This window comes from Leucobacter coleopterorum, from assembly GCF_011382985.1.
Taxonomy (GTDB): Bacteria; Actinomycetota; Actinomycetes; order Actinomycetales; family Microbacteriaceae; genus Leucobacter; species Leucobacter coleopterorum.
Genome location: NZ_CP049933.1, coordinates 59,082 through 72,021, shown reverse-complemented (window position 1 = coordinate 72,021; position 12,940 = coordinate 59,082). Strand labels below are relative to the sequence as shown.

Sequence of the window (12,940 nt, the reverse complement as noted above, 5' to 3'; positions counted from 1 at the left end):
GCCCCTCACGGCCGGTAATACACCGCAACCGGGTGCTCCCCGTGGCGGATCACGTCAACAGGCGTCTCAAAGACCCGCTCGAGCACCTCGGGCGTGATGATCTCGAGAGGTGTACCCGAGGCAACAACTCGCCCGTCGGCGAGCGCTACGATCCGATCCGCGTAGGCCGCCGCAAAGTTCACGTCGTGCACCACCAGCACAATCGTTTTGCCGAGGGCGTCGGCCGCTGCTCGCACCTGCGCCATCATGCCGACCGCGTGCCGCATGTCGAGTCCGGTGAGGGGTTCATCGAGCAGCACGTAATCGGTGTCTTGCGCCAGCACCATCGCCACAAACGCACGCTGCCGCTGCCCACCCGAGAGTTCGTCGACAAAACGATCCTCCATGCCGGCCAGGTCGAGAAAGGCGATGGCCGCGTGGATCGCACGCCGGTCAGCCTCCGTGATGCGCCCGGCGGAGTGCGGAAACCGCCCGAACGTGACCAACTGCTGCACCGTGAGTCGTGCGGTGAAGTGGTTCTCCTGTTTCAGGATCGACACCACCGTAGCGAGTTGCCGCGACTTGGTCGCGCGCACATCAAGACCACCAACCGTGATCCTGCCGCTATCGGGTTCCAACAACCGCCCGATAATGGTGAGCAGCGTCGACTTACCAGCCCCGTTCGCTCCGATCAACGCGGTCACCCCGCCACGCGCAATGCTCAGGTCGATCGGCCCAAGCACCTGACGCCCAGCGTAGTGTTTACCGACCCCCGAGACCTCAATCCCGGCATCAGCAACAGCGGTATTCTCAGCAGTCACACTCACCGCATCCCCTTTCGCAACAGCACAACAAAAAACAGCAGCCCACCAGCAAACTCGATAATCACCGTGACGAGTCCCGCCGCCGCAAACACGTGCTTCAGCACAAACGTCGCCCCGAGCAGCGTCGCGAGGCCAATCGAAATGGCGAGCGGAATCGTCTCAGCGTGCGAGTCACCCCGGGCGAGTTGATAGGTGAGCGTCGCGACGAGAAACCCAAAGAACGTCATCGGCCCCACCATCGTCACCGCAACCGACACCAGCACGGCAACAAGAATCAGGATCGTGCGCACCTCGCGCCGGTAGTTCACACCGAGCCCAATCGCGACATCACGACCGAGCGCAACAACGTCGTAGGTGCGCCGTCGCAGCCACACAAACAGCACGATCACGCCGACAATGCCGGCGGCAAACGGCAGGTACTCGGGGTTTCCCTTACCGATGCTGCCGAACAACCGCGCGCTCAGCACGTCAAATTCGCTCGGTGTGAGCAGTCGCTGCATGAGTGTCGAGACGGATCCAAAGCCAATGCCAAGCACCACCCCCACCAGCAACAGCAGGTGCAAGTTCTGCCGCTTCCCTGAAAACAACCAGCCGTACAGCGCCGTCGCAAAGAGCACCATGAAGGCACTCTGCGCGAGAATCTTCGGAATCCCCTCTAGGCTCGATGCCGCCGTGCCAAACACAAACACGAGTGCGGTCTGGGTGAGCACGTACAGCGCATCAAAGCCAAGAATCGACGGGGTCAAGATGCGGTTGTTCGTCGCCGTGTGAAACAGCACGGTAGCGAGCGCCTGGCTCACCGCAACAAACACGATCGTGGCGAGGGCGGTCATTCGCGACTGCACGATGACCCAGTAGCCGGGGCTGCCAAGCGGGGCTGGGTTGTCGTAGCTCAGGATCGCGAGCGCAAATACAGTTGCGAGCGTCACAGCCGCGAGCACGGGCCACAGTCGGCCCACAAGACTACGCACGCTGCTGCCGAAACAGCAGCGTGATGAACACAACCGCACCGACGAGCCCGAGCACCATAGACACCGGCACCTCAAACGGACGAATGATCAGTCGCCCCACGATGTCGCACAGCGTGACCAGCGCAATGCCACCGAGCGCCACCCATGGCAGGTTGGCTCGCACGTTGTCACCACGAATCATCGACACGATGTTCGGCACAACCAGCCCGAGCAGCGGCAGAAATCCGACCACCACAACCGTGACGCCCGCGGCGACCGCCACGAGTGCCGTACCACTGACAAGAATCGTTTGGTAGTTCACGCCAATGCTCGTCGCCACGTCTTTACCGAGCCCCGCCACAGTAATACGATCCGCCAGCACAAACACCAGGATCGTGACGACCGCCACCACCCACAGCACCTCATAGCGACCGCGCACCACCTGCGTGAAACTGCCCATAAACCAGGTGCCGAGCATCTGCAGCAGGTTGAACTGCGCAGCGAGAAACGTGGTCGCGGCGCTCACCACCGCCCCAGCATGATCCCGATGAGTGGCACCACCAGCGTCGAGCGAATCACCACGCGGCTCAGGATCAGCATAAACAGCATCGCGCCGGCGAAGGCAAAACAACTCGCGACCACCATCTTGCCCACGAGCCCAAGGTCCGGCAGCAACAGGGCACTCAGCAGCAGTCCAAGCGCCGCCCACTCGGTTGTACCCGAGGTTGTCGCGTCGACGAAGCGGTTTTGTGTGAGCATCTGCATGACGAGCCCGCTCGTGGCGATCGCGGCACCCGCCAGCACAAGTGCAAGCGTACGTGGCACTCGCGTGATCCACACCAGTTCGGCACCGAAGTCGTCAGCCGTAATGTCATACACACCGATGGCGAGCGAGGCAACGAGCAATCCGCAGACAACAAGGATCGCGGTCGCAAGCGCCCGCCAGCGGCGCTTCTGACGTGGGGGTTCGATGGGAGTCGTGAGCATCGGGTGAGCTAAGCGGCGAACGCCTTCTGCAGTTGGTTGAAGAGATCGGTGTACGACTGGATGCCCTCTTCCAAGTAGAAGTTCGGGTCAAGTACCACGATGTGTCCCTCGCGCACCGCGGGCACATGCTTCAGGGCCTCCGACTTGGTGATGAGCTCGGTCGCGGGGGCCGATCCTGCCTCGCGGTCTGCCGCGGCAAAGGCGGCGTCACGGTCAAGCGCAACGATCCAATCGGGGTTGGAGTCAGCGATTGCCTCGACCGTAATGTCGTCGCCCTGGTGGTTGTCGGTTGCGCCCTCAACTTCAAGAGCTGGTTTCCAGCCGAGCGCGGGGAACACGGGTCCGAGTGACCGGCCAACCTCCGGCGCGATGTAGCCGATTTTGCCAGCTGAAGTGTTGACGGCCATCACCGTGTCCGTGCCGTTGTAGGCGGCCTTTGCACCCGCAATAGCTGTGTCGAGTGTTTCGTTCAGTGCCTTCGCCTCGTCTTCGCGGTTAAAGATTTGGCCGAGAATCTCGGTCTGACGCTCAAGCTCGGTGAACACGTCTCTGTCTGGGCGCGGTGCGATCTCGATGACCGCGGCCTGCGGGTTCTGTTTTTTGATTTCGTCGTAGTAGTCACCGAAGCGATACCCGCCGATAATCAGGTCGGGCTGCGCCGCGACGATCATTTCGAGGTTGGGTTCGCGGTGATTGCCAATGTCGGCGACCTTCGTGTCGTCGGTGTACCCGGGCCAGGCCGATCCCATGACACCTTTGGGGGCCGCCGCCAGTTTGATGTTCCACTCGCTGAGCGTTTCGAAGGTGGTGTTGTCGAGGGCCACGATCGTCTTGGGGTTGACCGGCACCTCGATCTCGCCGTGATTGTCGGTGATGGTGACGGTGGCCGCGGATCCCGAACCGTCGCTGGCCTCAGCCTCAGTTGCGGGATCACCGCCGCTGCACGCCGAGAGCAGCAGGGCTGCCCCAGTGCCAGCACAATCGAGGCCTTGCGGATAACTGCGGTTTTTGGGCTCGTTGGCCAGGTCACATTCACTCCTTTTCGAAACATGGGATCAAGGTAAGCATATACTTACATTCATCCGATGATTCAAGAAGTTGCTGAAAGAAGCGCCTGGACCACGTGCTGCTAGCAGAACCCATCAACTACGGATGTGGATAAACATTGACCAAACCCAAAAACCACCCCGCAGACACTGGACGGGTGCAGGAAATCAAATAGCCGTATTACTTTTTGGTAAACATTTACCAACAAGCTCCTGCAAAAAATAGACAAAACTCCGCATATGCGATGATAAGCGAAACGCCTGTCGCGCAAGAACTTGAGATTTCGACTTATTGCGCATACACCAAGAGGCCGGGTTTACTCAAGGGTCTTTGGGGACTTACGCAAAATCCCCTCCAGGATTTACGCTTGCCCCACGGCGTCACTTGCGCAGCGCCATACAGAGTTGTATATGGGGAGGGTCGCGACATGCGGTTTTTAAAGGATGCGAGTCCGCGGCGGCAACGCCGAACACCATCGTCTGGCAGGTGGTACAGCCCCCTGGAGGTGATCAAAAGGGACTCTTCCGGCCAAAAACGATTGCAGCGCTTGTGCTCACACCAGCACTTGCATTTGGGCTGACCCTCACAGACATGGGTGGTGTTCTAGCCGCGCAGGCTGTTGACGAGAGCATGACAACGGTTCCTGCTGATAACAGCACCTCGGCAGCAAAAACCACCGCACAAGATCAGACCACGCCTCCCGGGGCAACGACGCCCACGGAGACCACACCACCTGCGGACCCGGCAGACACTCCAAAGGTGGAGACACCTGCACCAACGGATCCTGCGACTCCCACAGACACGGGCACGGATCCCACCGCAGAGCCCACTCCAGCGCCGGAGCCAAAAGTCGAGCCCAAAGCTGGCAAACCTGCCGCGAAGGCAGCAGCGTCCGAGGCAGTCATTACGCCGCTGTCGGTGCCGGCACCCACAACTTCAACCTCAGTCATTACTGTGAAAGTGGGCGGTGACCGCACAACTCTCACGAGCATTGCACCGCTCGCTGGTGTCACACTGCGTTTGTACAACGGCGGTGCGGGTGGCCCCGATGCCAATCCTCGCCCAGAAGCATGGGCAACCTGCGTATCTGACGCCGACGGAGACTGTAGCTTTACAATTCCCGACACCCAGAATGCGGGCGGTGGAAACCCCGCTGGTGTGAACAGGAATGCTCGCTTCTGGATCAAGCAGTCTGGCGTTCCCAGCGGCTTCTTTGCAAACAACACAATCGCTACCGGCACAAGCCCCAGTAGCACGGCCTACCAGTTCCGCACCGGCTCAAACCTGCTGCCAAACACCACTTACACCTCAACCGTCGACTTTATGATTGCATCAGGTTCGACGAACAACCAGGCATCGGGTGGCGTCTGGCAGAACTCGCGCAATAACCCAGCCTTCCCGCAGCAGTGTGGCCTGAGTGTCGCCCTGATCATGGATCTCTCGGGTTCGGTGTCGCCCTACGTTTCTCAGCTGCGCACCGCGGCTAAGGGCTTCGTAGATGCACTCACCGGCACACCGAGTGAGATGGCTCTGTACACCTTCGCAAACGTGGCCCCCGCTCCAACCGGCGCAAACCTCACCACAACGGCAGTATCAACAGCGGCAGGTGCAACAACGGTGAAGAACCGCATCGACACTTACACCGCTGGCGGCACGACCAACTGGGACCGCGGCATCTTCCAGGCCGTGGGCAGCCCGACCATATACGACGTTGCGATCGTCCTCACCGACGGTAACCCGACGGTGTATGCAGGGGCCGAGGGCCCCGGCGACCGCACCCGCTTCCGTGAGGTTGAGAACGGCATCTTCTCGGCAAACGCTCTGAAGGCACAGGGAACCAAGATTATCGCCTTCGGCGTCGGTGACGGCGTCGGTGGTTCACCGGACAACCTGCGCGCGATCTCTGGCCCGGTTGCAAACGACGACTACTACCAGACCGATGACTACGCAACCGCGGGTGCAACGCTCCGACAGCTTGCCCTCGGCAACTGCGCGGGATCTATTTCGGTCGTGAAGCAGGTTGTCCCCTCGGGCAACACGGGTGAGAACATCACTGGTGCAACCCCCGAGTCCGGCTGGAACTTCACGGCAAGCACCACAACAACCGGAGTCTCACCTGCTTCACAGAGCGGCGCAACCGACGGCACCGGCGCGGTCAACTTCCCACTGAGCTACTCGGGCGGCACCACCACCGGCACCGTCAAAGTGGCTGAGGCACAGCAGCCCGGCTACACCCTCGTTACACAGGGCGGAAAACGAGCGGTGTGTACCAACATCGCAACCGGCGCAGGGGTGACAGTCACAAATGATGCCGTCGATCCAAACGCCTTCTCGGTTGATGCACCGGCAACGGCCGCGATCAGCTGTCGCGTGTACAACCGAGCGCCGCAACCTCTCGCGAGTCTCGTAGTCGACAAGACCTGGGTGGTCAACGGGGTCACCTACGCAGACGGCAACCAGCCCATCGGCATTGACGCACAGTTGCAGCTCGGTGGCACAAACCAGGCCTGGGGCAACCCGCGCACCGGCCTTGTGGTCGGCAGCAACCTGGCGATCTCAGAGACCACAACCTTCACCGGTCGTGATCTGTGCACACTGACCGACTCAAAGATCACGGAGCAGAACGGCTCGACGGTCTCGCTGGCGGTGCCCTACAACGCGACCATCGCGGCAACAAACACCTACATGCTCACCAACACGGTGACCTGTACCTCTGAGCTGACGCTGGTCAAGCAGGTGCAGGGTGGCAACGCTGATCCCACGAGCTGGACACTCGACGCAGTCGCACCGGGTGGTGCGCTGCCGGGGCCGAACGGGGCGTCAGGATCGCCGGGCGCAACCGCCCTGGTCACTCCAAACATCTCCTACCCACTCGCTGAGTCGGGTGGCAGCCCACTCTACACGCAGAGCATCATTCAGGGTGGTAATCCGCAGCCACCCTCCACAGGTAGCTGGAGCTGTGTGCAGATCAACTCGCAGGGCCAAGTTGTTCCGGGATTTGCGGACGGCATTAACGGCGCGGTAATCGTGCCTCTTGGGTTCAAGGTTCGCTGCACCGCGGTCAACCGCACAGCGTCACTCAACCTGGTCAAGCAGGTCGTCAACGACGACGGTGGCTCGAGGGTTCCAGCCGACTGGAGCCTGACCGCAACTCCAACCGGCACCTTCCCGGTGGGGCTCGTCGCTCAGACAGTTGCGGGCAATGTTGACGGCGAGACGATTTCAGTTCGCCCAGGCACAACCTACAACCTCAGTGAGTCGAGTCTCGCCGGCTACTCACTGAGCTCGCTCAAGTGCGACGTTGGACCGGACGGCACCTTCGTGGATGCCACCTCGGTATCGGTTCCCGCACTCGGTGACGTCACGTGTATTTTCGTCAACGATGACCAGAAGGCAACACTCAGCCTGGTGAAGGTTGTTGACAACGGCACCTCTGGCGCAACGACCTCACCCTCGGCCTGGACGCTCACTGCCGAGGGACCCGACACGGTTACCGGCGCCGGCAATAGCCCCGAGGTCACAAGCCAGCAGGTCACCTCGGGTGTCTACGACCTCAGTGAGGCCGGCGGTCCCGCGGGTTACACCGCTTCTGATTGGAGCTGCACCGGAGCCGAAACCTCTGACGAGAGTTCGGTCACGCTGACACCCGGTGAGAATGCGACCTGCACCATCACCAACACGGCAGTGCGGCCAGTGATCACGCTTGAGAAAGAGGTTCTCAACACCCACGGTGGCAAACGAACCGATGGGGAGTTCAGTCTCTCGGCTACGGGTGGCAGTACAGTCGGTGGATTTAGCGGCACTCCCGAAGTCACAGCAGTCCCCGTGCCGATCGGCACGTACGACCTGAGTGAGATCAACATCGACCCGCTGGGCTACTCACTCGAAGATCTTGTCTGTGAGAACCGCGGTGTCGATACCGGCACAACTGTCGCTGACCCAACAGTCACACTGGGCCTCGGAGACAACGTGGTGTGTACGTTCACGAACGAAGATCTGCCAGCGACCATCACGCTCATCAAGGATGTTGAGGCGAACAGCACCGGCAGCACGAAGGTGCCGGCTGACTGGACGTTGACGGCAACGCCGAGCAACATAACTGGTCAAGATCCGGTTACCGGCAACGGAACCGGCGTCACCGCAGATGGTGGCGTACAGTCGGCCAGCATCTTCGCCGGTGACTACACGCTCTCTGAGAGTGGCCCCTCGGGCTTCGATGCTGGCGATTGGGTCTGTGACGGTGGTGTCGTTGACGACGGAGTTGTCACGGTTCCAAATGGTGGCAACGTGATTTGTACAATCACCAACACCGCAGTTTCACCCAAGTTGACGCTCATCAAGAACGTTGACAATGGCGACACTGACGGTGATGCTGTTCCGCGAGACTGGACACTCACCGCGCAGGGCCCAACACCCATCAGCGGCAAGAGAACCGACCCGAGCATCACAGGGGCAAACGTTCAGGTCGGTGCGTACGACCTCTCAGAGGCGGGAACCGCAACGGGCTATACGGCGGGATCCTGGACTTGCGACGGTGGTCAGTTGACAGGAAGCACCGTCACCCTCGCCGAGGGTGACGACGTGACCTGCCAGATCACGAACACCGCTGCCGAACAGGCCTGGACGGTTGAGAAGTCGAGCAGCCCGGCAAGCGGATCCACGGTTCTTCCGGGCGGCACGGTGACCTACACGGTGACCGCAACGCACACGGCGGGCGTGGATCCCGACGACATCCTCATCACCGACGACCTGTCGGATGTGTTGGATGACGCAACGCTGCAGGGCACCCCGACCGCTTCGGTCGGCACGGCGACGCTCAACGGCACCACTCTTGAGTGGAGCATGGACACTCTCACCGGCACAGCCACTGTGACCTACACAGTGAAGGTGAACGATGATGCGTGGGGCGCGACCCTGCACAACGTAGTCACTCCGCCGGAGGGGTCAACCTGTGTTGGCGATTGTGAGACGACACACTACACACCGAAGTGGCAGCTCACCAAGAGCAGCGATCCTGCCGACGGAAGTGTCGTTGACCCGGGGTCCACGATTACCTACACACTGCACGCCAAGAACATCAGCAAGGCAACGGTAACGGGTGCCACCGCACTCGACAGCCTGCTCAGTGTTCTTGACGAGGCCGACCTGGTGCAGCCGCTGGATCCGTCGCTCGTCTACGATCCGGATGCAAAGACGCTCAGGTGGAATGTTCCGACAATGGTGCCCGACGCTCAAGAGGTCACGGTGAGCTACAAGGTCACTATTAAACCTGACTCGTTTGGAGAGACAATCCTGAACGTTGTCACGCCATTCGGCGGCGGTGAGTGCCCAATCCCAGAGATTGTTCTGCCGGACAGGGGTCCCACGATACTGGCCGACGGAGACGACTGCGACACAACCGAGCGGGTTCGCGACGTGAACCTGACGATCGCAAAGACGCACGATCCGATCCCAGAGGTTGCCGTCGATGCCGGCAAGGGTGACAAGATCGACTACAACCTGGTGGTCACCAACAAGGGCAAGGACCCGGCAAGTGCGGTCGTGGTGACCGACACACTGCCGACCGGTCTTACCTACGTTGATGGCACTCTGGAGGCTCCAGACGGTTGGACCGCAGAGGTTGTCGATGGTGTCTTCACCGCGACGTTTGAGGGTCCGTTTGATCCGGAGGCAACCGCCGAGTTCGCCTTTGAGGTGAGCGTTGGTGATCTGCCCCGTGCGAACGAGTCGGACCCGTATGCACCGATCATCAACACCGCGTGTGTTTCCGAGGGTGAGACGGACTCCGATATGGCCGACAATTGCGCATCGGACACCACACCGGTGAAGACGATCGCAGTGACCGCGGATGCCGTCTGTGTGAAGGACACACCGATCGCGTCGTACTCGGTCACTCCGACCAACCTGCAGACGATCCCGAAGATCTCGCTCATCTGGTGGACGAAGGATGCCTACGAGAAGCGTGATCCTACAATCGACGCGAGCGATGCCGCCGCGCTGCTTGCAGATGGCGCTTCGCAGGTCGACCCGATCGAGGTTCCGGTCGGTTGGACCAACGGCACAAAGATCGAGGGTCAGATCCTCTGGCCGGGAGCCGCGGTTGACGCCGATGGCAACCCGATCGCGTGGCCGGGCTGGACAGAGCTACCAGACGGCACCTGGATCCTCGATCCTAACGCTCCGTTCTACAACCTGCGCGGCGAGGCCGTGATGGAGATCAGGATCAACCCGTCCTCATCAGCGGTCCTCGTTTACCCGCCGGCGACACCGAACTGCGCGGCTCAGCCACCGCAGAACCCGCCGAAGCCGCCTCCGGGGCCGAACCCGCCGGGAGGCACTCCAGGCAACCTGCCCCGGACCGGCGCTGAGGCAAACATGGCGTTTGCCGGAGGGGTCGCGATCCTCACCCTGCTCGGTGCACTGGTGGTGCTGACACACCGCCGTCGCCGGGACCATCGAGGCGACCTAGGTTAGGTAGAACCCATGAGGTGGGGGCGGGCGCACACGATGCGCCCGCCCCCACCGATGCCGCCGAGATTGACGCAACCCCGGTTCACACGCCCCGCAGACAGCAAGATCTCATCCCCGCATGCAGGGTCACGGGATGCTTGTCTGTTGCGCGAGATGTGGTCTCACCCGAGTCGACAAGTCCGATGGAGAATCAACGATTCAGTATGTGGGAGAAGTTGCTTCGCCAGAACTCTGCCACCTCGCCATCTCACGTCTCTGCGCCCTTTCGCTTTCACAATCTACTGCGCACCACACGGAAGCCGCTGTGACTTGCGATGTGAACATGGGGAACAAGGAAGATCAACTCGAGCCGCCTCGCGGGCGCCTGTCGGCAACCGCCGTCTTCGACCAGTTCTTTTTTGTGTTCGCGGGCATCGCAGCAATTTGGCTTGCCTGGCTCATCTTCACCGAGAGCTTCCAGTTCGGCTGGTTCGGGATCCTGTTCTTTGTTGCTTTTTGGGGAATGCTCGCCTACCTCGTACTCCCCCGTTTGCACCGGATCCTCACCGCCATCTACGTGCCCGAGTACTTCATCGGTCGCGCCCGCACGAGCGACGGCCTGCTGGGTGACCCCATCAACGTGGCGGTGCTGGGCGACGAGGCCCAGCTCCACACGGTAATGGAGCGGGCGGGGTGGATCCGCGCCGATCCCATCACCCTGCGCTCGTCCTGGCGCATCGTCACCGCCACCCTGAAGCGTCGCAGCTACGACGAGGCACCGGTCAGTCCCCTCTTTCTGTTCGGGCGGGTGCACGACTTCGCTTACCAACAGGAGGTCGAGGGGAACCCAGCAAAGCGTCACCACGTGCGTTTTTGGCGCACTCCGAAGGGCTGGTTGCTACCGGGTGGAACGCGAGTCGACTGGCTCGCCGCAGGCACGTTCGACCGTGCCGTTGGGTTATCACTCTTCACGCTGCAGATCACCCACAGGATCGATGCCAACACTGACGTTGAGCGTGATCACGTTGTGGCTACCGTGCTCGCGGGTGACTCCGACGTAACCGTGCAAACACTCGAGAACTTCTCCACCGGCTACCACTCACGTAACGGGGCGGCGATACCATCCGCACCGACGGTGATCTGCCGGTTATTGACGTGAACCGGGTGACGGGAGCGAACCATGACTGACCGTCACACAAAACGCTCAGCTATCGAGCCCGCAGCCGAGCTGTTCCGTCAGGAGTCTCGACTCCCCACAATGCCCCGCGGCCAGCACCGATCGTCGGTGGCACCGTCATCGTGCTATTGCGTGCGGCTGCCGCTGTGGTGTGGTGGATCGCATTCATACGCGAGTGGCCCGATACAATCGCCGACACGGATCTCGCTCAGGATCCCGACACCGCTCGGATACTGCTCAGTATCTTGCTCGGCCTCGGCGCTGTCTGGACCCTGTTTTTGGTACTGCTTGCCCGCTGGGTGTGGCGGGGCAGTAATACAGCGCGTGTGCTCGTAATGGTGTGGACCACACTGAGCATCACGGTCTCCGCTATCGATTACTTTGTGAACGGCGAGGAGATTACCGTTCGCACGACACTGCTGACCTTGGCGCTCGACATTCTGGTGCTGCTCGCACTCTCAAGTCGTGACGCAAGGGCTTGGGCGAGGCGACTTCGCCATTAGTGCTGGCTAGGGACTTCCCAGCTCAACCCTGCTGAGGGTTGCCCCGTTAGTGCCAGTTTTTATCGCCTTCGGGGTGCTGCAGATCCACGCGTGCCTCGATGTCTTCCTGGCTTGGCTTTTTACCGAGGCCAACAAGCGCAACCATGATGACGGACGCAATAAAGGCGATGCCGAGGCTGATGGCCGCGAGCACAATGTCGCGTGTAGCCATCAGTACGATGAGACCCGCGAACACGGCAAGCACGCCAGCGAAGCCGACGAGTTCAAGCGGTCGCAGGCGATCCCGGCGTGACGGGGTCACAGGGTTCTGGGATGCGGGCTCGGGCGTCTGGGTCATCGTGTGCTTTCTACGTACTGCAGTGGGTGAGGTTAGGCCTGTGTGGCCGAAGCTGAGTTGTTGGGGTGCTTGGCAGCTGCGCGCCCGTGGTCAAAGGCCGCAATGCCAAGGAAGACTGCGGCAATGATGGCGTAGGTTCCGAGGAAGCCGAGGATCGCAACCTGATCTTCTCGAACAAACAGAACAAGCATGGCGAGCAGCACACCGAGAGCGCCCAGCAGTGTGGCGTCTTGGCGCGTGCCTGGCCTGGTTGCAGCACCGATGAACTCGAGGAGTGCATTCGCGAGCGCCCAAGCGGCAATGACAATGGCGAAGCCAATCGTTGTCGAGGCGAACGCGAGAGCGACCGCAGCGAGAATACCGATGACGCCAAGCAACAGAGGAACAGTATTACCACCCGCCGCACGAACCGAGATCCACTCGATCACGTGCGCGATACCCACAGCACCAACGGCGACAGCGGCAACTGCGACATCAAAACCGAGCTGCTCGTGCAGCGTCGCAGAGAACGCAATGACAATCCCAACGACCGCCAGAACGCCCACTCGAACGAGACGAACAGAACGCGAGGGAAGTGGGGTCTGCGAAGGAGCGACAGACGACACCTCTGCTGTCATGGCTTTCCTTCCTTCAAACTGCATCCACTCTACCTTGCCGCGCTGTGCCTTCTCCCCGCGGGGTCGTCA

Annotated in this window: 9 protein-coding genes and 1 pseudogene; 4 read left to right on the top strand and 6 right to left on the bottom strand. The window is 61.1% G+C overall.

All coding sequences use genetic code 11. The annotated features are described in order from the left end of the window. Positions 1-5 precede the first annotated feature (5 nt). From G7066_RS00360 to G7066_RS00345, 4 genes and pseudogenes are all read right to left on the bottom strand, one after another. A complete protein-coding gene (locus tag G7066_RS00360) occupies positions 6-800 on the bottom strand; it encodes an iron ABC transporter ATP-binding protein (protein ID WP_425280741.1) in 795 nt (264 codons plus the stop codon). 2 nt (positions 801-802) lie between these two features. Continuing rightward, positions 803-1,774 (bottom strand): iron chelate uptake ABC transporter family permease subunit, encoded by a 972-nt coding sequence (locus G7066_RS00355; RefSeq protein ID WP_244303104.1) that lies wholly within the window; start codon positions 1,772-1,774, stop codon positions 803-805. Beyond that, positions 1,767-2,740: pseudogene (locus tag G7066_RS00350) on the bottom strand (ABC transporter permease). Before G7066_RS00350 ends, G7066_RS00355 begins: the two are co-directional and overlap by 8 nt. 8 nt (positions 2,741-2,748) lie before the next feature. After that, entirely contained in the window at positions 2,749-3,699 is a 951-nt protein-coding gene (locus tag G7066_RS00345) for a siderophore ABC transporter substrate-binding protein (RefSeq protein WP_244303422.1), read from the bottom strand. On the opposite strand from G7066_RS00345, the gene G7066_RS15395 reads away from it, so the two are divergent. From G7066_RS15395 to G7066_RS17170, 4 genes are all read left to right on the top strand, one after another. Further along, positions 3,601-3,804 (top strand): hypothetical protein, encoded by a 204-nt coding sequence (locus tag G7066_RS15395; RefSeq protein ID WP_244303102.1) that lies wholly within the window; start codon positions 3,601-3,603, stop codon positions 3,802-3,804. The two genes, G7066_RS00345 and G7066_RS15395, sit on opposite strands and share 99 nt — an antisense overlap. A 469-nt stretch (positions 3,805-4,273) precedes the next feature. Beyond that, complete coding sequence (locus G7066_RS00340; RefSeq protein ID WP_166328180.1) at positions 4,274-10,261, top strand: DUF7927 domain-containing protein; 5,988 nt, start codon at positions 4,274-4,276, stop codon at positions 10,259-10,261. A 319-nt stretch (positions 10,262-10,580) separates the two neighbouring features. Continuing rightward, the gene (locus G7066_RS17175) at positions 10,581-11,396 is read left to right on the top strand and encodes an LssY C-terminal domain-containing protein (RefSeq protein WP_341873819.1); all 816 of its coding nucleotides are present in this window, start codon (positions 10,581-10,583) and stop codon (positions 11,394-11,396) included. A gap of 140 nt (positions 11,397-11,536) precedes the next feature. Next, a complete protein-coding gene (locus tag G7066_RS17170; RefSeq protein WP_166328178.1) occupies positions 11,537-11,917 on the top strand; it encodes a hypothetical protein in 381 nt (126 codons plus the stop codon). Between the two features lie 46 nt (positions 11,918-11,963). Here the strand turns inward: G7066_RS17170 and G7066_RS00325 are convergent, their stop codons facing one another. Both G7066_RS00325 and G7066_RS00320 read right to left on the bottom strand, forming a co-directional pair. Beyond that, a complete protein-coding gene (locus G7066_RS00325; RefSeq protein WP_166328176.1) occupies positions 11,964-12,254 on the bottom strand; it encodes an ABC transporter ATP-binding protein in 291 nt (96 codons plus the stop codon). 32 nt (positions 12,255-12,286) lie between these two features. Beyond that, positions 12,287-12,871 (bottom strand): hypothetical protein, encoded by a 585-nt coding sequence (locus G7066_RS00320; RefSeq protein ID WP_166328174.1) that lies wholly within the window; start codon positions 12,869-12,871, stop codon positions 12,287-12,289. Positions 12,872-12,940 lie beyond the last annotated feature (69 nt).

Coding starts and splice junctions, on each gene's coding strand:
- G7066_RS00325 (WP_166328176.1), bottom strand. CDS start 12,254: ATGACCCAGACGCCCGAGCCCGCATCCCAGAACCCTGTGACCCCGTCA.
- G7066_RS17175 (WP_341873819.1), top strand. CDS start 10,581: ATGGGGAACAAGGAAGATCAACTCGAGCCGCCTCGCGGGCGCCTGTCG.
- G7066_RS00320 (WP_166328174.1), bottom strand. CDS start 12,871: ATGACAGCAGAGGTGTCGTCTGTCGCTCCTTCGCAGACCCCACTTCCC.